We start from the raw sequence: 25,075 nt of genomic DNA, 5'->3' as shown, positions 1-25,075 counted from the left end.
AGTTTGAAATTTCTGTTGACAGAATCCCCCCCTCACAGAAACCTTAACCCAAGAGTTAAGATTTCGCATCGAAGCGAATCGCACAACAGGGATGGTGGGGATGCTTCAGGAACGCATCGAAGGCAAATGGCTTGCCGCCTTTCGGCGCGTCCTCGCGCTGAACGGGATCGGCAAGGGGACGCAGGTGGCGATCCTGTCGGAAACGCAGTCGCGGCCGGTGCTGGTGCATCTGTGCGAACTCGCGGCCTATGACCTCGGCGCGGATTTCTGCATGATCCAGATGCCCACCCCGGCGCAATCGGCCCCGGTCCCGGTGAAATCCACCGGAACAAGCTGGGCGATCCAGGGCAACCGCGCGGTGATCGAGGCGCTGAAACGTGTCGACATCATCGTCGATTGCACGGTCGAGGGGCTGATCCACGCCCCCGAATGGCCGGAGATCGAAGAGGCGGGGCGCACCCGCCTTCTGGTCATCACCAACGAACATCCCGAAATCCTGGAACGCACCGAACCCAGGGCCGAGGACGCGATCAAGCTTCAGATCGGCATCCAGATGCTGCGCGAGGCGTCCGAGATGCGCGTCACCTCTGCCGCCGGAACCGACCTGACGGTCGATCTGCGCGGCGCGCCCTGCGGCGGGACCGCGGGCTTCGGCACCACCCCCGGCGCTGTGGCGCATTGGCCGGGTGGCCTCTGCCTTGCCTTCCCCGGCAAGGAGGCGGTGAACGGGCGCATCGTCATGGACGTGGGCGACATGAACCTGACGTTCAAGACCTTCCTCACCAGCCGGATCGACTTCACCATCGAGAAGGACTTCGTCACCGCGATCAAGGGCGACGGCATAGATGCCCTGCACCTGCGCGAATACATGGAGGCGTGGGAGGACCGGAACGCCTATGGCCTTTCGCATGTCGGCTGGGGGATGAACCACGGCGCGAAATGGGTCTCGGCCGCCATGTATGACAAGCGCGACATGCAGGCCGTGGAATTCCGCGCCATTGCGGGGTCGTTCCTGTGGTCCACGGGCGCCAATCAATATGCCGGGCGCTACACGCTCGGCCATTTCGACCTTCCGATGAGGAATTGCACCATCGCCCTCGACGGGCGCGTCGTCGTCCGCGATGGCGTTTTGCAGGGAGAGCTTGCCTGATGACCGAACAGCGCCCGATCACCGCCGCCATGCCCATGAGCAGCCCCGGCGATTACTATGACCTATCGCGCATCCGCCCCGAGGTGCTGGCCATGCTGGACAAGGTCAACGCCATGGGCGCGACCTTCGCCGCCCGCGCCAAGGCCGTGGATGACGAGGCATCGTTCCCCGTCGACAATTACCGCGATCTGGCCGAGGCGGGGTTCCTGACGCTCTGCATCCCGGAAGAATATGGCGGCATGGGCTTCACCATGTGGGAATATGCCATGGTGGGGGCGGAAATCGCCAAATATTGCGGGGCGACCGCGCTCACCTTCAACATGCACAATTCCTCGATGGCATGGTCGCGCTTCATGTTCGACATGCCCAACCTGACGGATGCGGAACGCGCCGAATTCGCCCCCCTGCGCGAACGGCAGTTCAAGCGGGCGATTGCGGAAAAGGCGATCTATTCGCAGCCCATCTCGGAAGGCGGGCAGAACTGGACGTCGAAACCGAACCAGACCCAGTGCCGCGCCGTCGAAGGCGGCTGGAAGATCAACGGGTTCAAGAAATTCGCCTCGCTTGCGGGGTACTGCGATTACTACACCATCGTCTGCACCGAGGTCTTCGAAGGCGTGGAGCCCCGGCATGAGGACACGATGCTCTTCGTCGTCCACAAGGATGCGCCGGGGCTGACGGTCAAGGGCGAATGGGATCCGCTGGGGATGCGCGGCACGAACAGCCGCGACCTGATCCTGAAAGATGTCTTCGTCACGGCCGAAGACATGCTGATGCCGCGCGGCATCTTCGGCAAGACCCTGCCCAACTGGCCGCATATGATGGCAACGCTCTCGCCCACCTATATGGGCGTGGCGCAGGGGGCGTTTGATTTCACCGTGGCCTATCTCAAGGGTCAGGTCCCCGGTCAGCCCCCCATCGACCGCCGCATGTATGCAACGAAACGCATCGCCGTGGGCAAGATGTATGCCCGCCTTGCCAATATGCGCGCGCTCTGGTGGCAGGCCTTCTCCGAGGCGAAGGGGTTCCCGACAAAGGCCGAGGTGATGCGCATGTATGCCGCGCAGTACAACGTCATGGAAGGCGCGGCGGAAATGACCAGCATGGCCATCCGCACCTGCGGCGGGCAGTCCATGCTGCGCTCTCTGCCCTTGGAACGGATGTATCGCGACAGCCGCTGCGGCGCGCTGATGCTGCCCTATACGTCGGAAATCATGGAAGATTACCTGTCGATCCTGACGCTTTACGACATGGACGAAATCGACACCGCGCCGGGGGACGAGGGCGGCGCGCGCAACTCGCTCTGGCGCGGGGATGCCGGATCGCTCAAGGGGCTGCGCTAGGGCCATGGGGCGCGACCGCGTTCACGTCCACGCCCATGTCGCCGCCGACCCGGCCCAGGTCTGGGCCGTGGCGCGGGATTTCGGCGGGGCATGGCATCCCTGGATCGCCACGATCCGCACCGAACGTGATGGACGCGGCCACCTGATCCGCGCCTTCACCGTGACGGGCGAGGATACGCTCTACCGCGAACAGCAGACCTATTTCTCCGACAGCGACCGGGTGCTGGCCTATACCCACCTGGACGGCATCGCGGGGGCCGAAAGCTATGACGCGCGGCTGACTGTTTCGCCCTCTGATGCGGGCGGGTCGGTGGTGACATGGACCGCCACCATCGCCGCCCCCGCCGCCCGCCTGACCCAGATCTGCGACGGCACCCGCGCAGTATTTGAGGCCGGGATCGAGGCACTGAGGGGGGCCGGGGGGGTGCAGGGCACCCCCCCGCACCCCCCCGCACCAGCCCCGCAGCCGATCACCGGATTGACGATCGACGCCCTGCCCCGCCTTGGCCTTTCCGCCACGCCCGATCGCGGCGATGGCAGGCTCTGCCTCTTCCTCCACGGCATCGGCGGCAACCGCGGCAACTGGCGCGCGCAGCTGGGCGCGGCAGGCCATCACATCCGCGCCGCCGCGCTGGACCTGCGCGGTTATGGCGACAGCACGCTCGGCCCCCGCGGTTCGACCGTCGATGACTACTGCGCCGATATCCTGCGCGTGGCCGAAACCTTCGGCGCGCGCCGCCTTGTTCTTGTGGGCCTTTCCTACGGCTCATGGATCGCCACCTCCTTCGCCATGCGCCACCCCGAGATGCTGGACGGCCTCGTCCTGTCGGGCGGCTGCACCGGCATGTCCGAGGCCGGGCCGGAAGAGCGTGAGGCCTTCCGCCTGTCGCGCGAGGTGCCGCTGAACGCGGGTCAGGTCCCGGCCGATTTCGCCCCCGCCGTGGTGAAGGTGCTGGCAGGACCAGATGCCTCTGACGGGGTGAAGGCCGATCTCCTGGCCTCCATGGCCGCGATTCCCGCCTCGACCTATCGCGATGCGCTGGTCTGTTTCACCAACCCGCTGGAACGCTTCGACTTTTCGCGCCTTACGATGCCCGTCCTGATGATGACCGGCGAGCATGACCGCCTCGCCCCGCCGGCCGAGATCCGCGCCGTGGCGGGCCGCATCTGGGACAGCGCCCCCCGCCCCGACGTGCGGTTCGAGGTGATCCCCGGCGCGGGCCATGTCTGCAATGTCGAGGCACCGGATGCCTATAACCGCCACCTGACCGATTTCCTGCAGGGCCTGCCCGCATGACCGCCCCCTCCCGCCGCGCCCAGAACCGGATTGATCGTGAGCGGCGCATTCTGGAGGCCGCTCTGAAGGTGTTTTCCGAACAGGGCTATTCCGGCACCACCATGGATGCCGTGGCCGCCGAGGCGGGCCTGTCGAAGCCCACGCTCTACCAGTATTTCGACAGCAAGGAGGCGCTCTTTCAGGCCATGATGCACGGCAAGGGCGATGTCATGCTGACGGTCTTCGAACATCCCTCGCCCGGGGGAATGGTGGCGGATCTTCTGGGTTTTGCCTGGGCCTATGCCGATACGGTGATGCGCCCCGACATGCTGTCGCTGGCCCGGCTGATCATCGGCGAGGTGCAGCGCTTTCCCGAGATCGGCCGCGCCTACCAATCCTCGGGCCCGGATGAACTGCTGCGCGGGATCATGGCCTATCTGACCGGCCAGCGCGCGGCGGGGCGGCTGTCCTTCGACGATGCCGAACTTGCCGCGCAGGATCTTTGGGGCCTGATCCTTTCGGCCCCGCGCACCCAGGCGCTTTACCTGCCCGACAGCCAGCCCACGCGGGCGCAGCTGGGCCGCTACATCATGAACGGGCTGCGCGTCTTCCTGCGCGCCTATTCCACCCATCCGATGCACGATCTCGAACAGCTAGAGGCGCTTGAAAGCGCCCGTTTGACAGGGAACAGGGAATGACACTCGACGACTTCCTCGCCGATCCGGCCAGCCGTTTCGCAACCGTGGCCATGGCAGATACCAACGGCCTTCTGCGCGGGCAGATGGTTTCCGTCTCAAGCCTGAAGGGCATTGCCCGCAACGGCATGGGCATGGCCCCCGCGCAACTGGCGCTGGATCCGACCGATGCCATGCTGACGATTCCGGGCGTGAATGACGACAGCGGCGATTTCCATGACGATCCGCTGGAACTCGACCCTACCACCGTGCGGCAGATGCCCTGGTCGAAGCCCGGGCATGATCTGCTGGTCCTGTCCAACTACACCGGGGCCTCGGCCCAGATCTGCCCCCGGTCGATCCTGAAATCGGTGCTGGCGCGGGCAGGCGCGGCCGGGTTCATCCCGAAATACGGCATGGAGCTGGAATACACGCTGTTCGACGAAACCGCCGAAAGCGCGCGCGCCAAGGGCTATCGCAATCTGAAACCCGCGACCCAGCATGCAAGCCATGACCTGATCCTTTATCAGGCCGTGCAGACGGAATGGTACGAAGCCATCTCTGCCATCTGCGAACCGCTGAAGATCAACCTTGCCAAGATGCACGAGGAGATCGGCGCAGGCTTCATGGAGGCCTGCATCGGCGCGGGCGAGGGGCTGGAACCGGCCGACCAACTGGTGCTTCTGAAGAACTTCATCCGCGCGCTGGCCCTGCGTCAGGGCCGATCCGTCACCTTCATGCCGCGCTGGAACGAACAGGCCGACAGCCAGTCGATCCACCTGCATGTCAGCCTGAAGGACAAGGCGGGCAAGCCGCTTTTCTGGGACGAGGGCGGCAAGAACGGCGTCAGCCAGACCTTCCGGCACTTCCTCGGCGGCCTGCAGAAATACATCGGCGACATGACGCTGATCTTCCAGCCCACGGTGAACAGCTATCGCCGTTTCGCGCCGGGCACCTTTGCCCCCCCCGGCCTGACCTGGGGATATGAGAACCGCACCACCTGCTTCCGCCTCGTGGGCCATGACGCGGGCAGCCTGCGGGTGGAAAACCGCCTGCCGGGGGCCGATACCAACCCCTACCTCACCGCCGCCGCCACCATCGCCGCAGGCGTGGCGGGCATCCTCGAGGCCGTGGAACCCGATCCTGAAACCATCGGCTCGGGCTATGCCCAGACCCCGCCCCGCGATTTCGCCCGGTCCATGCCCGAGGCGATCGACCGCCTGCGGGGATCGGACTTCGCCAAGGACTGGCTCGGTCCCCGCTTCGTCGAGGCCTTCACCGCCACCCGCGAATGCCAGCATGACGAATTCCGCCGCCGGGTGCCGGATGTGGAACTCGAACGCTTCTTCGATCTGGGCTGAGGCGGATGGAAACCCTTCGCGCCCGCTTTCTGGAAGGCATGAGCCGCGCCGCCACCTTCGTTTCCGTCGCCACGACCGATGGGCCGGGGGGGCTGGCGGGGGTGACGATCTCCTCGCTCACCTCGGTTTCGGCGGATGGGGAACAGCCCTCGCTTCTGGCCTGCATCCACCACCAGAGCCCCGCCGCCGCGGCCATCCTGGCCAACCGGGCCTTTTGCGCCAATCTTCTGGCCGAAGATCAGCAAGAGATATCGAACCTCTTTGCCGGCCGTGCGGGGGGCGATCATGCCCAGCGCTTTGCCCAGGCGGACTGGACGCATGGCCCCCTGGGCCAGCCCCTTCTGGCCGGGGCCACCGCCGTTTTCGAATGCCGTCTTGCCACGGCCCTCTTGTGGGAGACGCATCACATCATCGTCGGACAGGTCCATTCCGTGCGCCTGTCCGACACCCCCTCGGCCCTGCTTTACGGCCAGCGCGCCTATCGCCGGGCCGTCCATCTGCCCAAGGGGGACTGACATCCTCCGGGGCGGGCCCGCTCGCCCCGGAAAGAACCGGCAACCGGCAGCAAGACCGGCCTCGCCAACCAACAAGGAGTGGACAATGACCGAGATTTCGCAGGGCGGGGCCAACCAGCTTCGCCGCAATTCGCTGGGGCTGCTGGCCGTCACCTTCATGGTGATCTCGGCCGCGGCCCCGCTGACGGGGGTGGCGGGGGCGGTGCCCATCGCCTTTCTGATCGGCAACGGGACGGGCGTCCCCGCGACCTTCCTCTTCATGACGCTGGTGATGCTGGCCTTCGCGGTGGGCTATGTCGCCATGTCGCGTTACGTGAAGAACGCGGGCGCCTTCTATGCCTATGCCGCGCGCGGGCTTGGCGGGCGCTGGGCCGGGGCCACGGCCTTTACCGCGCTGGCCGCCTATAACGCCATGCAATTCGGCCTGATCGGCCTTCTGGGCGGCATCGCCGCAGGCGTCTTCGGCAGTTTCGGCATCAACCTGCCCTGGTGGGGCTGGAGCCTGATCGCCATCCTGCTGGTGGGCATCCTGGGCTATCGGCAGGTGGACCTGTCGGCCAAGGTGCTGATCGTGCTGGTGGCGCTGGAATACCTCATCGTGCTGATCGTCGATTTCGCCATCCTCGGCGCGGGCGGGGCGGCGGATGCGGGCGGGCTTTCGGTGAACCTCTTCGACACCAATGCCATCTTCTCGGGGTCGCTGACCGCGGCCATCCTTTTCTGCCTTGGCTCCTTCATCGGGTTCGAGGCGACCACGATCTATGCCGAAGAGGCGCGTGATCCCGAAAAGACCATCCCGCGCGCGACCTATCTGTCGGTCCTGATGATCGGTCTGTTCTTCGTCTTTACCACCTGGCTGATGATCGCGGGCGTCGGGGCAGAGAACCTGATCCCGACCATCGGCGGACTGGCTGACCCGACCGAGTATTTCTTCATGCTGGCCGACATCTATGTGGGCGGCCCGGTGCCGCCGATCGCGGGGATCCTGCTGGTTTCCAGCCTTTTTGCCGCGCTTTCGGCCTTTCACAACTACATCGCCCGCTACAGCTATGTCGCCGGGCGCGAGGGGCTTCTGCCCGCAGCCTTTGGCCGCACCCATGACGCGCATTCCAGCCCGCATGTCGGATCTGTGGTGCAGACCATCGGCGCGCTGGTGATCCTGGCGGTCTTTGCCGGGCTGGGGCTGGACCCGATCCTGAACATGTTCACCTGGATCAGCCAGGTGGGCACGCTGGGCGTGCTGGGGATGATGACGGTGACATCGCTTGCCGTGATCGCCTTCTTCCGGTCGAACGCCAAGGGCGAAGGCCCGCTTGCCACCCTGATCCTGCCCGCCGTTTCCGGGCTGATCATGGCGGCGCTTTTCGTCTATATCTTCCTGAACTTCGGCGACCTGACCGGCACCACCGGCGGCGCGCTGGGCTGGATCCTGCCCGCCATCATCCCGGCGGCGGCGCTGATCGGCTGGCTGGCCGCGCTGCGGCTGGAAAAGGCGGATCCTGCCGGTTTCGCCCGGATGGGCGAGAACCGGTCCTGATCCCACCCGCGCGGGGGGCGGCGTCCCGCCCCCCGCACCCCCCACCCTTCCCCATTCCACCCGTTCCGCGAAGGCCCGCCATGCACAGCCTCTCCCTCGGCCCGTCAGGCCATGTCGACAGCTTCACCCGCGACAACCTGCCCCCGGCGGATCAATGGCCCGACCTGATGCTTGACGGCTTTGCCTATCCCGAATGGCTGAACGCCGCCGTCGAACTGACCGACCGCATGGTGGAGCGCGGCTTTGGCGACCACACCGCCCTGATCGGCAATGGCCGCAGCCGCACCTACAAGGAACTGACCGACTGGACCAACCGCATCGCCCATGCGCTGGTCGACGATTACGGCGTCAAACCCGGCAACCGCGTCCTGATCCGATCCGCCAACAACCCCGCCATGGTCGCCTGCTGGCTGGCCGCCACCAAGGCGGGCGCGGTGGTGGTGAACACCATGCCCATGCTGCGCGCGGGCGAGTTGGCCAAGATCGTCGACAAGGCCGAGATCACCCACGCCCTCTGCGACACCCGCCTGATGGAGGACCTCGTCACCTGCCAGAAGGAGAGCGCCTTCCTGCACACGGTGATCGGCTTTGACGGCACCGCCAACCACGATGCCGAACTTGACCGCATCGCGCTGAGAAAATCCGTCCGCTTCACCCCGCCCCCCACGGGGCGCGACGACGTGGCGCTCTTGGGCTTCACCTCCGGCACCACGGGCGAACCCAAGGCCACGATGCATTTCCACCGCGACCTTCTGATCATCGCCGACGGCTATGCGCGGGAAGTCCTGGGCGTCACCCCCGACGACGTCTTCGTCGGCTCTCCACCCCTTGCCTTCACATTCGGCCTCGGTGGCCTTGCCATCTTCCCCCTGCGCTTCGGCGCGGCGGCGGCGCTTCTGGAACAGGCAAGCCCGCCCAACATGATCGACATCATCACCGAACACCGCGCCACCATCTGCTTCACCGCCCCCACCGCCTATCGCGTGATGCTCAAGGCGATGGACGAAGGCGCCGACCTGTCGTCGCTACGCGCCGCCGTCAGCGCGGGCGAAACCCTTCCCGCCCCGGTCTATGAGGAATGGCAGGCCAAGACGGGCAAGCCCATGCTTGACGGGATCGGCGCGACCGAGATGCTGCACATCTTCCTGACCAACCGCTTCGATGACCACCGCCCCGGCTGCACCGGCCGCCCCGTCACTGGGTATCAGGCGCGCATCGTCGGCCCCGACATGGAGGAACTGCCAAGGGGAGAGGTCGGCCGCCTTGCCGTGCGCGGCCCCACCGGGTGCCGCTACATGGCCGACAGACGCCAGACCGCCTATGTGAGGGACGGCTGGAACCTGACGGGAGACAGTTTCTGGCAGGATGACGAGGGGCGCTTCCACTTCGCCGCCCGCTCCGACGACATGATCATCTCCGCAGGCTACAACATCGCCGGGCCGGAGGTGGAGGCCGCCCTCCTCTCCCATCCCGCCGTCCTCGAATGCGCCGTTATCGGTGCGCCCGACGCGGACCGCGGTCAGGTGGTGGAGGCGCATGTGGTGCTGGCCCCCGGCCATGCGGGCGATGCGCTGATGGTGAAACTCCTGCAGGACCACGCGAAGAAGGTCATCGCGCCCTACAAATACCCCCGCCGCGTGATCTTCACCGAAGCGCTGCCGAAAACCCAGACCGGCAAGATCCAGCGCTTCCGCCTGCGCGGCTAGCTGACGCTCAGGCGGGAATCACCGCCGTCGCCTCGATCTCCACCTTGGCGCGGTCCTCGACCAGCGCCACCACCTGCACCAGCGCCATCGCCGGGTAATGCCGCCCGATCACCGCCTTGTAGACGCGGCCCAACTCCTTCAGCGAACCCAGATATTCCCGCTTGTCGGTGACATACCATGTCAGCCGCACCAGATGCTCCGGCCCCGCACCAGCACAGGCCAGCACCTCGACGATGGATTTCAGGGCCTGTTCCACCTGCCCCACGAAATCATCGGTTTCAAAAACCTGATCGGCATTCCAGCCGATGATCCCCCCGGTAAAGACCATCCGCCCCGTGGCGGCGACCCCGTTGGAATAGCCGATGGCGGGCTTCCAATGCGACGGATGCAGGAATTGCAGCGTGCTGTCGGTCATTCTTTCGTCTCCAGATGCGCGGTCAGCACCGCGCGAATACGATCCGGCCAGCGGGCGGGCCGATGCTCGGGCGACATCCACACCAGCACCAGCCGCGTGATCAGCCGCAGTTCCGCGCCACTGCGCGCCTCCAGCCGGAAGGTGGCCGATGATCCGCCCACCGCCTCGACCACCATCCCCCAATCCAGCACATCGCCAAGGCGCGAGGGCGCGCGGAAATCCGTCTCCACCCGCGCGGTCGGCACGCCGATCCCGTCATCCATCATGGCGTGATAGGAATAGCCCACCACCTCGCGGAAGAAATTCTCCATCACGGAATTCGTCATCTCGAAATAGCGGGGATAGAAGACGATCCCCGCCGGATCGCAATGGTTGAACTCCACCCGGATCGTGCGCTGATACATGACCGATCAGTCGTTGGCTTCGGGTGGCAGGAAATCCACGTCATGCGCCGCCGAGGCGGCGACGATGGCGGGGATATCCGTCATGTCATGCAGCGTGTCGAACAGCGCCTCCAGCTTGCCTGCGGGCGATACCCAGAACAGCGCGCGACAGGGCTTGTCGGACTTGTTGAAATAGCCATGCGGCACGCCCCGCGGCATCCGCACCAGATCGCCCGCGCGGGCGGTCTGCCAGACACCATCCAGCTTCAGCTCCAACTGCCCCTCCTGCACAAGGATGAACTCATCCTGCGTGGGATGGACATGGACCGGCACGTATTGCCCCGGCTCGCTGTTGGTCTCGAAGGCGAAGCTCGCCTCGCAACTGGCCTTGGGGAAATAGCGCTGCCCCAGAATGTTCAGCTCGCGCCCGTGATAGGCCGTGCCATCGCGGGTGATACCGCCGTCAAGTGCCTTGGTCATGTCCTGTCCCTCCCGTTGTTCAATTCAGGATGCTGCGGGCGATCACCACCCGCTGCACATCCGACGCCCCCTCATAGATCCGCAGCGCGCGGATTTCGCGATAGAGGCTTTCCACCACCGACCCGTGCCGCACGCCATCTCCACCATGCAACTGCACCGCCATGTCGATCACCTCCTGCGCGGCCTCGGTGGCATAGAGCTTCGCCATCGCCGCCTCGCGCGTCACCCGCGCCGCGCCATTGTCCTTCTTCCATGCCGCCCGATAGACCAGCAGCGCCGCGGCGTCGATCTTCACCGCCATATCCGCCAGATGCCCCTGCACCATCTGCAATTCCGCCAGCGCCTGCCCCTGTATCCGCCGCGCCTTCACGCGCGCCAGCGCCTCGTCCAGCGCCCGCCGCGCAAAGCCCAGCGCCGCCGCCCCCACGGTGGACCGGAACACATCCAGCACCGACATGGCGATCTTGAACCCCGCCCCCGCCTCGCCGATCAGCGCCTCCTCCGGCAGCACCAGCCCCTTCATCCGCAGCGTGGCCAAGGGATGCGGCGCGATCACCTCCAACCGCTCCACCACCTCCAGCCCCGGCGTGTCAGCGGGCATCAGGAAGGCCGACAACCCCTTCGCCCCCGGCCCCTCACCCGTCCGCGCGAAGAGGACATAGACATCGGCAATCCCGCCATTGGAAATCCAGGTCTTCTCGCCCTCGATCAACCAGCCGCCCTGCACCCGCGTGGCCTTGGTCGACGTCGCCGCCACATCCGACCCCGATCCGGGTTCTGTCAGCGCAAAGGCCGAAATCGCCGCCCCCACCCGCGTCCGCGCCAGCCACTCCTGCTGCGCGGGCGTGCCGAACAGGCTCACCGCCCCCATCCCCAGCCCCTGCATGGCAAAGGCGAAATCCGCCAACCCGTCATGCCGTGCCAGCGTCTCGCGGATCAGGCAGAGCGTGCGCACATCCAGCCGCTCGCCCGCCCCCGCCCCGGAATGGCGCAGCCACCCCCCGGCCCCCAGCATCGCCACCAGCCCGCGGCAGGCCGCATCCACATCGCCATGATCCACCGGCAGATGCGCCGCACACCATTCCTCCAGCGCCACCGCCAACTCGCGATGCCGCGCCTCGAAGAAGGGCCAGTCCAGAAAGGTTCTATCGCTCATGTCATCTTCATCTTGGCAAAAATACCCTCAGGGGGTGAGGAGCGTCAGCGACGAGGGGGCGGAACGCCCCCTGATTTTTCGCAGAAAAATCGCCCTGCGACATCTCAATCCCCGCGAAACACCGGCGTCTCCTTGGCGACGAAAGCCCGATAGGCCCGCTCGAAATCCCGCGTCTGCATGCAGATCGCCTGCGCCTGCGCCTCGGCCTCGATCGCCTGTTCCAGCCCCATGTTCCATTCCTGGTTAAGCTGCGTCTTGGTGATCCCATGCGCGAAGACAGGCCCCGCCGCCAAGGCCCGCGCAAGCGTCATCGCCGCCGCCTCCAACTCTTCCGCCGCATGCAGCGCGTTCCAGAAGCCCCACCGCTCCCCCTCCTCCGCCCGCATCACGCGGCCCGTGTACAGCAGTTCCGCCGCCCGCCCCTGCCCGATGATGCGCGGCAGCATCGCGCAGGCCCCCATGTCACACCCTGCCAGCCCCACACGCGTGAACAGGAAGGCGCATTTCGCCCCAGGGCTGGCCAGCCGCAGGTCCGACGCCATCGCCATGATCGCCCCCGCCCCCACGCAGACGCCATCCACCGCCGCGATGATGGGCTTGCCGCAGCCGATCATGGCCTTGACCAGATCCCCCGTCATCCGGGTAAAGGCCAAGAGCTCCTTCATCTCCATCCCCACCAGCGGGCCGATGATGTCATGCACATCCCCGCCGGAACAGAAATTCCCCCCGTTCGGCGCGATCACCACCACATCCACATCCGTGGCATAGACCAGCGCGCGGAAGGTATCCCGCAACTCGGCATAGCTCTCGAAGGTCAGCGGATTCTTCCGCTCCGGCCGGTTCAGCCGCACCACGGCCACCCGGTCCACCACCTCCCACAGGAAATGTTCGGGCTTCAGCCCCGCCATCGCGCCCATCACGCCCCCATCCGCTTCAGGATATCCGTCAGCGCGTCCAGATCGGCCTCCGACAGGCCCCCGAACATCCGCGCCACTTCCGCCTCATGCCCCGCCGCCAGCCCCTCGAACTGCGCCAGCCCCTCTGCCGTCAAGGCGACAAAGACCGTCCGCCGATCCGTCTCGCTTGGCGTCCGCCGCACCAGACCATCCGACTCCAGCCGGTCCACCACTGTCGTCGCATTCCCGTTCGATACCAGCAGCATCCGGGAAAGCTCGCTCATCGTCACGCCCTCCCGCCGCCGGTACAGCGCCGCCATCACGTCGAACCGCGGCAGGGTCGTCCCATGCTGCACCCGCAGGAATTCGCGCAACTCCCCCTCCGCCGCGCGCGTCACGCCCAGCAGCCGGATCCACATCTTCAACCGCCGTTTCGAAAGCGAGTCGCTCACACCTCACCTCCCGAAATCACGATCCCCTGCCCGTTCACGCCCGCCGCCCCCTCCGAACACAGCCACAAGGCCGCCGACGTCACCTCATCGGGACGGTAAAGCCGCCCCTGAGGCGACATCCCCTCCAGCGCCGCCCGCGCCTGATCGGCCGTCCGCCCCGTCTTTTCCGAAATCACCCGGATCGACTGTTCCGTCATCTCGGTATCCAGAAACCCCGGACAGATCGCATTCGCCGTCACCGGCCCCCGCGCCACCTCCAAGGCGACGGACCGCACCAATCCCATCACCCCATGCTTCGCCGCCGCATAAGGCGCGACCTTCGCATAGCCCTTCACCCCGGCGGTGGATGCCACCGCAATCAACCGCCCCCAGCCATCGAACTGCCTGAGGCCTTCACGGAAGGTCAGGAAAACCCCCGTCAGGTTCACCGCAATCATCGCGTTCCACTGCGCCAGCGTGGTCTTGGCCAGCACTGCACTATCCGCCGCGCCTGCATTGGCGATCACCACATCCACCCGCCCCGCCTGCGCGAACAGCGCCTGAACCGACGCCTCATCCGTCACATCGCAGGGCAGCGCCCGGATACGCTCATGCTGCGCGGCGACCGAAGCCAAGGCCTCCACCCGCCGCCCGCAGATCACCACTTCGGCGGCGCCCGCACGGGCAAAGCCCAGCGCAAGGTCCGCCCCCGCGCCCGACCCGCCGCCCGTCACCAGAACCCGCCGCCCTGCCACGCTCATGCCCGGATCACCTCGACCGCCTTCTGTGCCAACCGCCGCGCCTGATCGCGCCCTGCCAGATAGGGCAGCGGCCATTCCGTCGCAGCATCCCCCATCGCCACCGCCGCATGCAATGTCCAGTAGGGATCGGCCAGATGCGGCCGCGCAAGGCAGACCAGATCCGCCCGCCCCGCCAGCAGGATGGAATTCACATGGTCAGGCTCGGTAATGTTCCCCACCGCCATCGTCGCCAACCCCGCCTCGTTGCGGATACGGTCGCTGAACGGCGTCTGGAACATCCGCCCATAGACAGGCCGCGCATCGACCGACGTCTGCCCCGCCGAGACGTCGATGATATCCGCCCCCGCGCCCGCAAACATCCGCGCGATCTCCACCGCCTCATCCGGCGTCACGCCCTCATCCCCCACCCAATCCGTGGCCGAGATACGGACCGACAGCGGCTTCTCCTCACCCCAGGCCGCCCGCATCGCCCGCAGCACCTCCAGCGGCCAGCGCATCCGGTTCTCCAGCGATCCGCCATATTCATCCGACCGCCTGTTCGATTTCGGAGAGATGAAGGACGAAATCAGATAGCCATGCGCCGCATGAAGTTCGATCATGTCAAACCCCGCGCGCTTCGCCATCTCCACCGACGCCACGAATTCCGCCGTCACCGCCTCCATATCCGCCCGCGTCATCTCGCGCGGAACGGCGTTCTTCGGCGACCACGGCAAAGCCGAAGGCGCAATGATCTCCCAATTCCCAGAAGGCAGAGGTGCATCCCCCTCCTCCCACCCGATCTGCGTCGAAGCCTTCCGCCCCGCATGGCCGATCTGGCAGCAGATCTTTGCTTCCGTCTCGGCATGGACGAAATCCACGATCCGCGTCCACGCCGCCTCATGCTCCGGCGCATAAAGCCCGGGACAGCCGGGCGTGATGCGGCCCTGCGCGGATGTGCAGGTCATCTCCGTATAGACCAGCCCCGCCCCACCCTTGGCGCGTTCGCCGTAATGGACAAGATGCCAATCCGTGGGGCAGCCCTCCACCGCCTTGTATTGCGCCATCGGCGACACCACGACGCGGTTCTTCAACGCCATGTCGCGCAGCCGGAAGGGCGCGAACATCGGCGCGCGGCCGGGCTGCCCCCCGGCCTGTTCCTGGAACCAGTCCTCCGCCCGCCGCAACCACGCCGGATCGCGCAGCCGCAGGTTTTCGTGGCTGATCCGCTGGCTGCGTGTCAGCAGGGAATAGGCGAACTGCTCCGGCGGCAGGTCCAGATAGCGCTCCACCTGTTCGAACCATTCCAGAGAATTCCGTGCCGCCGATTGCAGACGCAACACCTCCACCCGCCGCTCGTCCTGATAGCGCTGGAACGCGCCCTCCATCGTCGGTTCGGAATGCAGATACTCGGCCAGCGCAATCGCACTATCAAAGGCCAGCCGCGTCCCCGACCCGATGGAGAAATGCCCCGTCGCCGCCGCATCCCCCATCAGCACCACGTTCTGGTGATACCACGTCCCGCAGATCACGCGGGGGAAGTTCATCCAAACCGCCGACCCGCGCAGATGCGCCGCGTTGGAAATCAACGCGTGACCGCCCAGATGCCGCGCGAAAATCTTGCGGCACGTCTCCACCGTGTCCTCCTTGGACATGTCGGCAAAGCCCCACCTGTCCCACGTCTCTTGCGCGCATTCGACGATGAAGGTCGCGGTATTGTCGTCGAACTGATAGGCATGCGCCCAGACCCAGCCATGCTCGGTCTTCTCGAAGATGAAGGTGAAGGCGTCGTCGAATTTCTGATGCGTGCCCAGCCAGACGAACTTGCACAGGCGCATGTCGATATCGGGCTGGAAGACGTCCGCATATTCCCGCCGCACCGCCGAATTGATCCCGTCCGACGCCACCACCAGATCGTAATCGCGGCGATACTCCTCGGCCGTCTTGAACTCGGTTTCGAACCGCAGATCGACGCCCAATTCCCGCGCCCGCGCCTGCAGCAGGATCAGCATCTGCTTGCGCCCGATCCCCGCGAACCCATGCCCCCCGGAAACCGTCCGCACCCCGTCATGCACGACAGCGATATCGTCCCAATAGGCGAAATGATCCCGGATCGCCTGCGTCGACACGGGGTCGTTCTTCGCCATCCGCCCCAGCGCATCGTCCGACAGCACCACCCCCCAGCCGAAGGTGTCATTCGCACGGTTCCGCTCCAGCACCGTCACCTGATGCGACGGATCGCGCAGTTTCATCGAAATCGCGAAGTAAAGGCCCGCAGGCCCGCCCCCAAGGCAGAGAATCTTCATCGCCCGAAATCCCGTCATCCGGCGCGGAATGCGCCCATCTGGCGAAAAGGCTGACACCATCGCAAAACAATTTCAAGTTTGAAATTTTCGGGCTTGAAATTTTGTCGCAGCCCGCGAAGATGGCCGCATGGACCTGCTGACCGAACGCCATGACGGGTGGGTGACGCTCACCCTCAACCGCCCCGCACAGAAGAACGCGCTGAACACCGCGCTTCTGGGCGCGCTGGCCGATGCGCTGACGACACTCGCCGCCGATCCCGCGATCCGCGCCGTCGTGCTGCGGGGGGCGGAGGGCAACTTCGCCGCCGGGGCCGACATTGGCGAAATCGAACACAAGACCAGTGCCGAAGGCGCCACGGACCCAAGGAAAACCCATTGGGCCACCATCCGCGCCTTTCCCAAGCCGATCATCGCGCTGGTCGAAGGCTTCGCCCTGGGCGGCGGCTTCGAACTCGCCCTCATGGCCGACATCATGGTGCTGTCTCCCAGCGCCCGCCTCGGCCTGCCGGAAACCAATCTCGGCCTCATCCCCGGCGCGGGGGGCGGTCAACGCCTCATGGCGCTGGCCGGACGCGCCCGCGCCATGCGGATGGTGCTGACGGGCGAAATCATCGACGCGCAGACCGCGCATGGCTGGGGCATCGCCGCCCATCTGGAAGAGGACGCCGCCACCTTCTCCACCCAACTCGCCGCGCGCCTTGCCACCCGCGCCCCCCTCGCCCTCATGGCCGCCAAGGCCGCGCTGATCGCAGGCGAAGACCGCGCGCTGGCCCTGACGGAAGAACGCGCCGCCTTCGAAACCCTCCTCGACACCGCCGACAAGGCCGAAGGCATCCGTGCCTTCCGCGCCCGCGAAAAGCCAAGGTTCATGGGCCAATGACCGCCGCCAGACCCACCATCGGCATCATCGGCCTTGGCGCCATGGGCCTTGGCATCGCGCAGGTCTTCGCCGCCGCAGGCCACCCCGTCCGCGCCACCGATGCCAGCCCCGACAGCCGCGCCACGGCCCTGTCGCGCCTCTCGGCCAGCCTGCAACCCCGCATCGACAAGAGCGCGATGACCGAAGGCGACCGCGCCGCCCTCCTCTCCCGCCTCACCGTCACCGACCGGGTGGAGGATATCGCCCCCGCCGAGATGGTGGTCGAGGCGATCGTGGAACGCCTTCCCGCCAAGCAATCCGTCTTCACCCTGCTGGAAGACCACCTTTCCCCCCATGCGGTGCTGGCGACCAACACCTCCTCCCTCTCCGTCGCGGCCATCGCGCGCGGCCTTGCCCATCCCGAACGCCTGCTGGGGCTGCATTTCTTCAACCCCGCCCCGGTGATGCGCCTTGTCGAACTGATCCCGCACGCAGGCACCACCCCGCAGGCCCTCTCCACCGCCCGCACCCTGACCGAAGCCGCAGGCAAGACCGTCATCCAATGCGCCGACCGCCCCGGCTTCATCGTCAACCGCTGCGCCCGCCCCTATTACGGTGAGGCGCTTGCGCTGCTGGAGGAAGGCCGCAGCCCGCAGGACATAGACGCCGCCATGCGCGCCGCAGGCTATCGCCTCGGCCCCTTCGCGCTGATCGACCTGATCGGGGCCGACATCAACCTTGCCGCCACCGAAAGCCTCTCTGCCGCGATGGGCAACCACCCGCGCTACCACGTCTTCACTGCACTCAAGGCGCAGGTGGAGCGGGGCGCGCTGGGGCGCAAGACCGGCACGGGCTTCACCCTGCCCGCCATTGATGCGCCCCCGCCACCCGATGCCGCATCCATCGCGCTGCGGATCGAAGCCACCCTCGCCAACGAAGGCGCGTGGCTTTTGTCCGAAGGCGGCACGACCGCCGAAGGCATCGACACCGCCCTGAAACTCGGTCTCAACTTCCCGCGCGGCCCGTTCGAGATCGTCCAGACCCACGGCCGCGACACGATCCTGAACACCCTCGCCGCGCTGGAAGCCGCCGCCCCCGCGCATCTGAAATCCCGCTACCTCCCCGCCCCCGGACTGATCCCATGACCGACGTCTTCCTCTGCGCCCACCGCCGCACCCCCATCGGCCGCCACGGCGGCGCGCTGGCCACGGTCCGCCCCGACGACATGGCCGCCCATGTGATCGACGGCCTGCTGGACCTGCACCCCGACCTGGCCGTGGACGAGGTGATCATGGGCTGCGCCAATCAGGCGGGCGAGGATAACCGCAACGTCGCCCGCATGGCCGTCCTCCTCTCGCGCCTTCCCGAATCCACCCCCGCCCTGACCGTGAACCGCCTCTGCGCCTCGGGCCTAGACGCCGTCATCGCGGGCGCCCGCGCCATCCGCGACGGGGCCGATGTCATCATCGCGGGCGGGGTGGAAAGCATGACCCGCGCCCCCTTCGTCATGGCCAAGGCCGAAACCGCCTTCTCCCGCGCGGCGGAAATCCACGACACCACCATCGGCTGGCGCTTTGTCAACGACCGCATCGCCCGCGCCTATGGCACCGATTCCATGCCCGAAACGGCGGAAAACGTGGCCGCCGAACATGCCATCCCGCGCGCGGATCAGGACGCCTTCGCCTTCCGCTCGCAATCCCGCTACAGCGCCGACTGGCACGCCGCCGACATCCTTCCCGTGACGATCCGCTCCCGCAAGGGCGACACCGTGGTCGCGCAGGACGAACACCCCCGCGCCACGACGATGGAGAAACTGGCCGCCCTCCCCGCCCCCTTCCGCACGGGCGGCACGGTGACCGCAGGCAATGCCGCAGGCATCAATGACGGCGCTTGCGCCCTCATCCTCGCCTCTGCCGCCGGGGTGAAGCGCCACCGCCTCACCCCCCTTGCCCGTGTCGGCGCGGCGGCCTCTGCCGGTGTCGCGCCGCGCGTGATGGGCATCGGCCCCGTCGCCGCAGCCGAAAGGCTGACCGCCCGCACCGGCAGGCAGCCCGGCGATTACAGCGTGATCGAGTTGAACGAGGCCTTCGCCGCCCAGACCCTCGCCTGCCTGCGCGCCTGGGGCATTCCCGACGACGCCGCGCAGGTGAACGCCTATGGCGGCGGGATCAGCATGGGCCATCCCTTGGGCATGTCGGGCGCGCGCATCGCTGGCACCGCCGCCCGCCGCCTGCATGAAACGGGCGGCAAAAGCGCCCTCGTCACGCTCTGCGTTGGCGTGGGTCAGGGCGTCGCGCTGGAATTGCTGGCCGTCTGACCCATCCCGGCGACCCCTCCCCCAACCCCTCCCCGCCCGCGGGGAGGGGAGTCACCCCCCCGCCCGCAGCGCATCCCGCGGGCAAAGCCCGTAGCGCGCGCGATACATCTCGGAAAACCGTCCGAAATGGGTGAACCCCCAGCGCAGCGCGACATCCGTCACCCTGGTTCCCGGACCTGCCGCCATCAGATCCGCATGCGCCCGCGCCAGCCGCGCCTCGCGCCAGAAGCCCAGCGGCGTGGTCCCCCGAAACTCGCGGAAGGCCAATTGCAGCCCGCGCGGCGAAATCCCCGCCGCCTGCGCCACCTCCTCCAGCGTGATGGGCTGGTCCAGATGCGCCTCGATATACCCTTCCGCCAGCCGCAGATGACGCGGGCGCGGCGCCGCCTTCTGCCGCGCGATCTGCGCCGCGTGATCGTGCCGCGCCTCCAGCAACCCCGACAGCACCGTCCCCTCGATCTGCCGCGCCATCAGCCCCGTCCCGATGGGCGGGCTGCCCGCATCCGCCTCGGCCACCAGCCACATCACGAGCCGCCGAAGCGCCGCCCCCGGCCCGGCGGTCAGATCGAGCGGCCCCTCGAATGTCAGCGGCCGGTCCGACGCGCCGCCCAGCACGCCGGCCAGATGATCCTGCATCGCCTTGCGCGACACCTGCACCAGCACCTGCCGCGTCCCCTCTTCCCAGGTCATCCGCGTCGGCAGATGCGGGTTGAGGATCGCCGCCCGCTCTGGCGTGGACGCATAGCTTCCCATCCCGTTGCTGATCTCGGCCCCGCCTTCCAGCGGGATCTGCAAGAGGTAGAACCCGCCCAGCTCCCCCGGCGCGATCAGCGTCTTCGCCCCGTATTCGATATAGTTCAGCGACAGCCGCTGCCCGGGCAGATGGTGGTGGCAGGCGTCGAACAGGCTCCGCGCCCCCAGCGTTTCCAGCCGGTGGGGGCAGAAAACCGCCGCCACCCGCTCCCGCGCCTCGTCAAGGTCGCGGGATCGGAACAGCGCATGATCCTTCAGAAGCGGCAGACCCATCGGCGCACCTTTATTTTCCACGGCAAAGCGTAACACGCCCTGCGGCAATCCGACCCCGGCGAGTCACGTTTTTTTCGTTTTCCGGATAATCCCCGCGCCCCCCGGATAGCCCGCCGGACCCATCGGCGCACAATCCCTTCAAACCTAAAGAATAATCAGGGAGTGTCGGAATGCGCGGATTGTCAGGCAAGGTGGCCATCATCCCCGGCGGCTGCACCAAGATCGGTCGCGCCGTGGTCGATGCCTTCGTGGCGGCGGGAACAAAGGTCATGGTGGCCGACATCGCCGAAGGCGGGGGATTCGCCGAAGGCGTCGCCTTCCACCGCTGCGACCTGCGCGAAGATGCCGACATCACCGCCCTCGTCGCCGCCACCAAGGCGAAATTCGGCCGCATCGACTTTCTCGTGAACGTCGCCTGCTCCTACCTCGACAATGGCGCGGCCTCCTCGCGCGCGGACTGGCTGGAAAGCCTGAACGTCAACATCGTGGGTTCCGTCATGCTGATGCAGGCGGCCGAAGAGGAACTGGCCCGCAACAAGGGCGCCATCGTCAACTTCGGCTCCATCTCCTCGCGCGTGGCGCAGACGGGGCGCTGGCTCTACCCGGTATCCAAGGCCGCGATCCTGCAACTGACCCGCAATCAGGCGATGGACCTTGCGCCCAAGGGCATCCGCGTCAACGCCGTCAGCCCCGGCTGGACATGGTCGAACATCATGGACCAGCTGACGAACGGCAACCGCGCCAAGACCGATGCCGTGGCCGCCCCCTTCCACCTGCTGGGCCGCGTGGCGAACCCCGAAGAGGTGGCCTCTGCCGTCCTCTTCCTCTGCTCGGACGAGGCCTCCTTCATCACCGGCACCGATATCCGCGTCGATGGCGGCTACACCGCGATGGGGCCGGAACGCGCCGAACCGGCCATCCCGCTCCTGATGTCCTGACATATGGGCGAAGGGGCCGCAGAACGCCCCCGCCCCCAACCAACGGGGAATACACATGAAAATCGCCATCATCGGCGCCGGTTTCGCCGGCCTCACCACCGCCCGCCACCTGCGCGACTTCGGCCATGACGTGACCGTCTTCGAAAAGGTGCATGACGTGGGCGGCGTCTGGTCCACGACCCGCCTCTATCCCGGCGTGTCCACCCAGAACGGCAAGGACACCTACTGCCTCTCCGACTTCCCGATGCCGAAGCACTATCCCGAATGGCCCTCGGGCCAGCAGGTGCAGGCCTATCTGAACGACTATGCCGAAACCTTCGGCCTGAAACCCCTGATCCGCCTGTCCACCCCCGTCACCCGCGCGACCCAAGGCGCGGACGGGCGCTGGACCGTCACCTTCCAACCAAAGGGTGCGGCGGAGCAGACCGACAGCTTCGATTTCCTGACCATCTGCAACGGCATCTTCTCGGCCCCCGCCATCCCCGATTTCCCCGGCGCGGCAGAGTTCAGGCAGGCTGGCGGCACGATCTGCCATTCCTCGGAATTCCTGAACGAAGCCGAGGCGCGCGGCAAACATGTCGTCGTCATCGGCTACGGCAAATCCTCTTGCGACGTGGCCGTGGGCCTTGTCGATGCCGCAGCCTCCATGACCGTCGTCGCCCGCGAACTGATCTGGAAGATGCCCAAGAAACTGGCAGGGGTGCTGAATTACAAATACCTCTTCCTTACCCGCATGGGCGAAGGGCTGTTCCCCTATATCCGCCTTCAGGGGGTGGAGAAGTTCCTGCACGGCGCAGGCAGGCCTGTCCGCAATTCCATGCTCGGCTCTGTCCAGTCGGTCATCACGAAACAGCTGAAGCTGAAAAAGCTGAACGCCCTGCCGCGCGGGTCCTTCGAACGCATCGCGCGCTCTACCGTCTCGCTTGTCACCGACGGGTTCTTCGGGCTGGTGGAAAAAGGGCGCATCGCCATCAAGCGCGATACCGCCATCGCCCAACTCCTCGTCGAAGGCGGGCGCCGCTATGCCCTGCTGAAATCGGGGGAAAAGATCCCCGCCGACATCGTCATCTGCGGCACCGGCTGGCGGCAAGAGGTTCCCTTCCTCGACCCCGCGCTGCAGGCCCGCATCATGGACGATCGCGGCAACTTCCGCCTCTACCGCTGCATCCTGCCCACGGGGGTGCGGAACCTCGCCTTCAACGGCTACAACTCCTCCTTCTTCTCGCCGCTCTCGGCGGAAATGGGCGCGCTCTGGATCGCGGCGCTGCTGGGCGATGCGCTGAACCTGCCCTCCGACCGCGACCAGCTGGCCGCCACCGACGCCCGCCTCCGCTGGATGGAGGCGCGGACCGAAGGCAAGCACGCGCGCGGCACCAACATCATCCCCTTCTCCATGCACCAGATCGACGAATTGCTGGGCGACATGGGCCTGGGCATCGGGGCGATGCAGCGCTTCATGGAATGGCAGATGCCCGTCAAACCCGGCAGCTATGCCCGCGTGGCCAGGGAACTGCACCGCAGGCTGGACCGCCCGCAAGCCAGCCTCGGCAAGCCCGCGCTGGCCTGACCCCCTCACCCCGACCCTCTCCCCGGGGGGGAGAGGGGGCGCGCAACGGCACGGCCATCGCCACGATCCAGAACCGGGCACCCTTCCCTCTCCCCCCGGGGGAGAGGGTCAGGGAGAGGGGGCGGGGTGAGACGTTCCGCGCAGGGGGTGCCCCTCATCCGCGCCGATGCGTCGCCGCCACGCGCGAGATCTCTTCATAGATCCCCGACAGAAGGTTCAGCGTCCGCGTCGCCTCCGCCAGGCGGTCGCCAAAGCCCGGCACATTCGCCACCGCCTGGATCAGCAACCGCCGCCGCAGCGCGCCATAGTCATCGGTCACCCGGCGGCCTTCCTCCGTCACCTCATAGGTCACGCCGGACCGGCCCGATCCCTTGCGCAGCACCAGCCCTGCCCCGATCAGCTTGCGCAGCGAATACTGGATGTTCGGCACGTCATCCCGGTTCGTCAGCCGCGCCAGATCCTTGATCGTCTTGGGCCGTTCATTCATCCGGATGATGTGCAACAGCGCATTCTCCGGCCCCGTCGCCGCCAGGTCGCAGACCGACGCCAGGCATTCCGACTGCCAGCGCCCGAATCCCTCGAAGGTCCGCATCAGGGCGAATTCCAGCTCGGTCGTGTCCACCTCGGCCGGGCCTTCCGCCAGATGCCAATGCCAGTCGAGCCCCCGCAAAGGTGCATCCTTTTGAGTTTGAATATTTTTCTCGGCCATCGCTTTCGCTCCCCCTGCCCCCGACCATCCCAGCACAGCCCCGTTGACGCAAATGGATTTTACGATAGACTTTCAAACATAAAATACTTTCAAAACTCCACTGAGATAGCCAAGATCACGCAGGACGGTCTCGCGCTCGAGCCGTTGTGCCTGCCCCGTCTGGCCAATTCGGCGTAGTTCCTTGTGTCGCCACCACCAGGCAGCGGTCGCGCGCAACACGCGCAAAACACCTGTTTGCATCGGAATGCCCTTCATCAGGAAAGACAGACCGGAATCCGGCCCGGACCCATCTGAGGGACCCCAAAGGCCCTCATCCGTCAGTCACAAAACCCGAAGGACACTTTCACTTTTCTCGAGCATTGACGCTGTCCTGGCCAATTTCAGCGGGTCCTCACCACACCGCGCCATGCCTGCGTTTTTGTCGAAGCCATTGATTTGGAACAGCAGAGGTATCTGCGGACGCAAAATCCGCAACGGGAATCGGCAAAATCTTGCACAAGGTGCTAAATTATCGTTATTTGGCAGATAGTTAGCATATTCAGCAGATCGGCAAGATATTTTCTACAGCCCTGCCTACACCTGCGGATGCGTAACATCTTTTAATCTTACCCTCTTACGCCGCTTGCCCGCTGAGCCTGCCATAAAAGCTACGCTCAAGATGCAGCTCCCCTGCCCCGGCTTTCTCGACCATGCCGCGCAGATATCCGCCTGGTGAGGCAACCTCGCCCGCGCTGTGCTTCTCGAACACAAGTGCAAACGCAGCCGTGGCCACCTGAGTGCCCATTCGGTCCTGAGCCACGTTCCAAGCATGCTCCGAAATCCCGATCATCGGCCTGAGTTGCCCGGCAACCCGATGCAGATCGCCCCAATCCTTCAGGAATCCGCCCATATTACGCGCCCAGGACGCGAACTCTGGACAGGCCTGCATGATTGTTGGCAGGTCAAGCGCGGTTCGCTTCTTGCGCACCTCTGCAACCCAGTCTTCCAGTTCCCCATCAACCCGCTCCTCGGGTCGTGCATTGGGCACGACATCCGCCGCTTCCTCTTTTTCAGAGGAATTACTAGTTACAGGAATAAGTTGATTTGTAATTAGTATATGAGGTTCAGAAATGACCTCCCTGGGGTTCATTTCTTGAGTCTTCTTTATCCGACATTCCCCAAGTGGCCTGCCGCTTGACTTCAAGATCGCCTGATTTTGCTCGCTGGGCAAGCGTTCTTCGCCCCGAGCGGTGTCTGTCGTCGCGCAAACGGCCGAAGTCGGGTGGATCAAGCCTCGAACCCGCAGCATTCTGG

The 25,075-nt window shown here is 66.1% G+C and carries 25 protein-coding genes; 13 read left to right on the top strand and 12 right to left on the bottom strand.

From position 1 onward, the window contains the following. The first annotated feature begins 100 nt into the window (after positions 1 to 100). The 8 genes from G5V65_RS02485 (at position 101) to G5V65_RS02450 (ending at position 9,562) form a co-directional block, all read left to right on the top strand. On the top strand, positions 101 to 1,150 hold the full coding sequence (locus G5V65_RS02485; RefSeq protein WP_165046857.1) for a peptidase M29: 1,050 nt from the start codon (positions 101 to 103) through the stop codon (positions 1,148 to 1,150). Continuing rightward, positions 1,150 to 2,493 carry an acyl-CoA dehydrogenase family protein gene (locus G5V65_RS02480; protein ID WP_241250420.1) on the top strand — a complete coding sequence of 448 codons (1,344 nt, stop codon included), beginning with the start codon at positions 1,150 to 1,152 and terminating at the stop codon, positions 2,491 to 2,493. The genes G5V65_RS02485 and G5V65_RS02480 overlap by 1 nt, the downstream gene beginning before the upstream one ends. Positions 2,494 to 2,497: 4 nt before the next feature. Next, positions 2,498 to 3,790: an alpha/beta fold hydrolase gene (locus G5V65_RS02475; protein WP_165046856.1), complete on the top strand. Its 1,293-nt coding sequence runs from the start codon at positions 2,498 to 2,500 to the stop codon at positions 3,788 to 3,790. After that, the gene (locus G5V65_RS02470; protein ID WP_165046855.1) at positions 3,787 to 4,467 is read left to right on the top strand and encodes a TetR/AcrR family transcriptional regulator; all 681 of its coding nucleotides are present in this window, start codon (positions 3,787 to 3,789) and stop codon (positions 4,465 to 4,467) included. The genes G5V65_RS02475 and G5V65_RS02470 overlap by 4 nt, the downstream gene beginning before the upstream one ends. Beyond that, a complete protein-coding gene (locus G5V65_RS02465; protein WP_165046854.1) occupies positions 4,464 to 5,804 on the top strand; it encodes a glutamine synthetase family protein in 1,341 nt (446 codons plus the stop codon). The genes G5V65_RS02470 and G5V65_RS02465 overlap by 4 nt, the downstream gene beginning before the upstream one ends. A 5-nt stretch (positions 5,805 to 5,809) precedes the next feature. Further along, positions 5,810 to 6,319: a flavin reductase family protein gene (locus G5V65_RS02460; protein WP_165046853.1), complete on the top strand. Its 510-nt coding sequence runs from the start codon at positions 5,810 to 5,812 to the stop codon at positions 6,317 to 6,319. 85 nt (positions 6,320 to 6,404) lie between these two features. Next, complete coding sequence (locus G5V65_RS02455; protein WP_165046852.1) at positions 6,405 to 7,856, top strand: APC family permease; 1,452 nt, start codon at positions 6,405 to 6,407, stop codon at positions 7,854 to 7,856. A gap of 80 nt (positions 7,857 to 7,936) precedes the next feature. Further along, complete coding sequence (locus G5V65_RS02450) at positions 7,937 to 9,562, top strand: AMP-binding protein (RefSeq protein WP_165046851.1); 1,626 nt, start codon at positions 7,937 to 7,939, stop codon at positions 9,560 to 9,562. 7 nt (positions 9,563 to 9,569) lie between these two features. Here G5V65_RS02450 and G5V65_RS02445 read toward each other — a convergent pair whose 3' ends face one another. From G5V65_RS02445 to G5V65_RS02410, 8 genes are all read right to left on the bottom strand, one after another. Then, the gene (locus G5V65_RS02445) at positions 9,570 to 9,977 is read right to left on the bottom strand and encodes a RidA family protein (RefSeq protein WP_165046850.1); all 408 of its coding nucleotides are present in this window, start codon (positions 9,975 to 9,977) and stop codon (positions 9,570 to 9,572) included. After that, positions 9,974 to 10,381, bottom strand: a complete 408-nt coding sequence (locus G5V65_RS02440; protein WP_165046849.1) for an acyl-CoA thioesterase — start codon at positions 10,379 to 10,381, stop codon at positions 9,974 to 9,976. The genes G5V65_RS02445 and G5V65_RS02440 overlap by 4 nt, the downstream gene beginning before the upstream one ends. A 6-nt stretch (positions 10,382 to 10,387) precedes the next feature. Next, complete coding sequence (locus G5V65_RS02435; RefSeq protein ID WP_165046848.1) at positions 10,388 to 10,840, bottom strand: cupin domain-containing protein; 453 nt, start codon at positions 10,838 to 10,840, stop codon at positions 10,388 to 10,390. 19 nt (positions 10,841 to 10,859) lie between these two features. Further along, positions 10,860 to 11,996: an acyl-CoA dehydrogenase family protein gene (locus G5V65_RS02430; protein WP_165046847.1), complete on the bottom strand. Its 1,137-nt coding sequence runs from the start codon at positions 11,994 to 11,996 to the stop codon at positions 10,860 to 10,862. A gap of 104 nt (positions 11,997 to 12,100) precedes the next feature. Further along, complete coding sequence (locus G5V65_RS02425; protein ID WP_165046846.1) at positions 12,101 to 12,913, bottom strand: enoyl-CoA hydratase family protein; 813 nt, start codon at positions 12,911 to 12,913, stop codon at positions 12,101 to 12,103. Next, complete coding sequence (locus G5V65_RS02420) at positions 12,913 to 13,344, bottom strand: MarR family transcriptional regulator (protein WP_165046845.1); 432 nt, start codon at positions 13,342 to 13,344, stop codon at positions 12,913 to 12,915. The genes G5V65_RS02425 and G5V65_RS02420 overlap by 1 nt, the downstream gene beginning before the upstream one ends. Beyond that, positions 13,341 to 14,084, bottom strand: coding sequence for an SDR family NAD(P)-dependent oxidoreductase (locus tag G5V65_RS02415; RefSeq protein ID WP_165046844.1), 744 nt, complete (start codon positions 14,082 to 14,084; stop codon positions 13,341 to 13,343). The genes G5V65_RS02420 and G5V65_RS02415 overlap by 4 nt, the downstream gene beginning before the upstream one ends. Continuing rightward, the gene (locus G5V65_RS02410) at positions 14,081 to 16,366 is read right to left on the bottom strand and encodes a bifunctional salicylyl-CoA 5-hydroxylase/oxidoreductase (protein WP_165046843.1); all 2,286 of its coding nucleotides are present in this window, start codon (positions 16,364 to 16,366) and stop codon (positions 14,081 to 14,083) included. Before G5V65_RS02410 ends, G5V65_RS02415 begins: the two co-directional genes overlap by 4 nt. 127 nt (positions 16,367 to 16,493) lie before the next feature. Between G5V65_RS02410 and G5V65_RS02405 the strand changes: the two genes are divergently transcribed. From G5V65_RS02405 to G5V65_RS02395, 3 genes are read left to right on the top strand one after another with little or no spacing between them, the layout of a single operon-like run. Beyond that, positions 16,494 to 17,246 carry an enoyl-CoA hydratase-related protein gene (locus G5V65_RS02405; protein ID WP_165046842.1) on the top strand — a complete coding sequence of 251 codons (753 nt, stop codon included), beginning with the start codon at positions 16,494 to 16,496 and terminating at the stop codon, positions 17,244 to 17,246. After that, a complete protein-coding gene (locus tag G5V65_RS02400; RefSeq protein WP_165046841.1) occupies positions 17,243 to 18,370 on the top strand; it encodes a 3-hydroxyacyl-CoA dehydrogenase in 1,128 nt (375 codons plus the stop codon). The genes G5V65_RS02405 and G5V65_RS02400 overlap by 4 nt, the downstream gene beginning before the upstream one ends. Further along, positions 18,367 to 19,542 carry an acetyl-CoA C-acyltransferase gene (locus tag G5V65_RS02395; RefSeq protein WP_165046840.1) on the top strand — a complete coding sequence of 392 codons (1,176 nt, stop codon included), beginning with the start codon at positions 18,367 to 18,369 and terminating at the stop codon, positions 19,540 to 19,542. The genes G5V65_RS02400 and G5V65_RS02395 overlap by 4 nt, the downstream gene beginning before the upstream one ends. Before the next feature lie 51 nt (positions 19,543 to 19,593). Here G5V65_RS02395 and G5V65_RS02390 read toward each other — a convergent pair whose 3' ends face one another. Further along, positions 19,594 to 20,568 (bottom strand): AraC family transcriptional regulator, encoded by a 975-nt coding sequence (locus G5V65_RS02390; RefSeq protein WP_165046839.1) that lies wholly within the window; start codon positions 20,566 to 20,568, stop codon positions 19,594 to 19,596. Positions 20,569 to 20,738: 170 nt separating this feature from the next. On the opposite strand from G5V65_RS02390, the gene G5V65_RS02385 reads away from it, so the two are divergent. Both G5V65_RS02385 and G5V65_RS02380 read left to right on the top strand, forming a co-directional pair. Further along, positions 20,739 to 21,506, top strand: coding sequence for an SDR family oxidoreductase (locus tag G5V65_RS02385; protein ID WP_165046838.1), 768 nt, complete (start codon positions 20,739 to 20,741; stop codon positions 21,504 to 21,506). 55 nt (positions 21,507 to 21,561) lie between these two features. Further along, the gene (locus G5V65_RS02380) at positions 21,562 to 23,073 is read left to right on the top strand and encodes a flavin-containing monooxygenase (protein WP_165046837.1); all 1,512 of its coding nucleotides are present in this window, start codon (positions 21,562 to 21,564) and stop codon (positions 23,071 to 23,073) included. Positions 23,074 to 23,227: 154 nt separating this feature from the next. Here G5V65_RS02380 and G5V65_RS02375 read toward each other — a convergent pair whose 3' ends face one another. From G5V65_RS02375 to repC, 3 genes are all read right to left on the bottom strand, one after another. After that, entirely contained in the window at positions 23,228 to 23,743 is a 516-nt protein-coding gene (locus G5V65_RS02375) for a winged helix DNA-binding protein (RefSeq protein ID WP_241250419.1), read from the bottom strand. 111 nt (positions 23,744 to 23,854) lie between these two features. After that, positions 23,855 to 24,037 carry a hypothetical protein gene (locus tag G5V65_RS02370; protein WP_165046834.1) on the bottom strand — a complete coding sequence of 61 codons (183 nt, stop codon included), beginning with the start codon at positions 24,035 to 24,037 and terminating at the stop codon, positions 23,855 to 23,857. A 358-nt stretch (positions 24,038 to 24,395) separates the two neighbouring features. After that, the coding region (gene repC / locus G5V65_RS02365) for a replication initiation protein RepC (RefSeq protein WP_241250418.1) at positions 24,396 to 25,075 on the bottom strand (680 nt) is incomplete at its 5' end.

It is taken from the genome of Paragemmobacter kunshanensis (genome assembly GCF_011059185.1).
Classification (GTDB): domain Bacteria; phylum Pseudomonadota; class Alphaproteobacteria; order Rhodobacterales; family Rhodobacteraceae; genus Paragemmobacter; species Paragemmobacter kunshanensis.
The sequence above is the reverse complement of the archived record's forward strand: the minus strand, read 5'-3'. Positions and strand labels throughout refer to the sequence as shown.

Coding starts and splice junctions, on each gene's coding strand:
- G5V65_RS02415 (WP_165046844.1), bottom strand. CDS start 14,084: ATGAGCGTGGCAGGGCGGCGGGTTCTGGTGACGGGCGGCGGGTCGGGC.
- G5V65_RS02400 (WP_165046841.1), top strand. CDS start 17,243: ATGACCGCCGCCAGACCCACCATCGGCATCATCGGCCTTGGCGCCATG.
- G5V65_RS02480 (WP_241250420.1), top strand. CDS start 1,150: ATGACCGAACAGCGCCCGATCACCGCCGCCATGCCCATGAGCAGCCCC.
- G5V65_RS02425 (WP_165046846.1), bottom strand. CDS start 12,913: ATGGGCGCGATGGCGGGGCTGAAGCCCGAACATTTCCTGTGGGAGGTG.
- G5V65_RS02395 (WP_165046840.1), top strand. CDS start 18,367: ATGACCGACGTCTTCCTCTGCGCCCACCGCCGCACCCCCATCGGCCGC.
- G5V65_RS02380 (WP_165046837.1), top strand. CDS start 21,562: ATGAAAATCGCCATCATCGGCGCCGGTTTCGCCGGCCTCACCACCGCC.
- G5V65_RS02430 (WP_165046847.1), bottom strand. CDS start 11,996: ATGAGCGATAGAACCTTTCTGGACTGGCCCTTCTTCGAGGCGCGGCAT.
- G5V65_RS02470 (WP_165046855.1), top strand. CDS start 3,787: ATGACCGCCCCCTCCCGCCGCGCCCAGAACCGGATTGATCGTGAGCGG.
- G5V65_RS02485 (WP_165046857.1), top strand. CDS start 101: ATGCTTCAGGAACGCATCGAAGGCAAATGGCTTGCCGCCTTTCGGCGC.
- G5V65_RS02390 (WP_165046839.1), bottom strand. CDS start 20,568: ATGGGTCTGCCGCTTCTGAAGGATCATGCGCTGTTCCGATCCCGCGAC.
- G5V65_RS02370 (WP_165046834.1), bottom strand. CDS start 24,037: ATGAAGGGCATTCCGATGCAAACAGGTGTTTTGCGCGTGTTGCGCGCG.
- G5V65_RS02445 (WP_165046850.1), bottom strand. CDS start 9,977: ATGACCGACAGCACGCTGCAATTCCTGCATCCGTCGCATTGGAAGCCC.
- G5V65_RS02385 (WP_165046838.1), top strand. CDS start 20,739: ATGCGCGGATTGTCAGGCAAGGTGGCCATCATCCCCGGCGGCTGCACC.
- G5V65_RS02455 (WP_165046852.1), top strand. CDS start 6,405: ATGACCGAGATTTCGCAGGGCGGGGCCAACCAGCTTCGCCGCAATTCG.
- G5V65_RS02465 (WP_165046854.1), top strand. CDS start 4,464: ATGACACTCGACGACTTCCTCGCCGATCCGGCCAGCCGTTTCGCAACC.
- G5V65_RS02440 (WP_165046849.1), bottom strand. CDS start 10,381: ATGTATCAGCGCACGATCCGGGTGGAGTTCAACCATTGCGATCCGGCG.
- G5V65_RS02410 (WP_165046843.1), bottom strand. CDS start 16,366: ATGAAGATTCTCTGCCTTGGGGGCGGGCCTGCGGGCCTTTACTTCGCG.
- G5V65_RS02435 (WP_165046848.1), bottom strand. CDS start 10,840: ATGACCAAGGCACTTGACGGCGGTATCACCCGCGATGGCACGGCCTAT.
- G5V65_RS02450 (WP_165046851.1), top strand. CDS start 7,937: ATGCACAGCCTCTCCCTCGGCCCGTCAGGCCATGTCGACAGCTTCACC.
- G5V65_RS02475 (WP_165046856.1), top strand. CDS start 2,498: ATGGGGCGCGACCGCGTTCACGTCCACGCCCATGTCGCCGCCGACCCG.
- G5V65_RS02405 (WP_165046842.1), top strand. CDS start 16,494: ATGGACCTGCTGACCGAACGCCATGACGGGTGGGTGACGCTCACCCTC.
- G5V65_RS02460 (WP_165046853.1), top strand. CDS start 5,810: ATGGAAACCCTTCGCGCCCGCTTTCTGGAAGGCATGAGCCGCGCCGCC.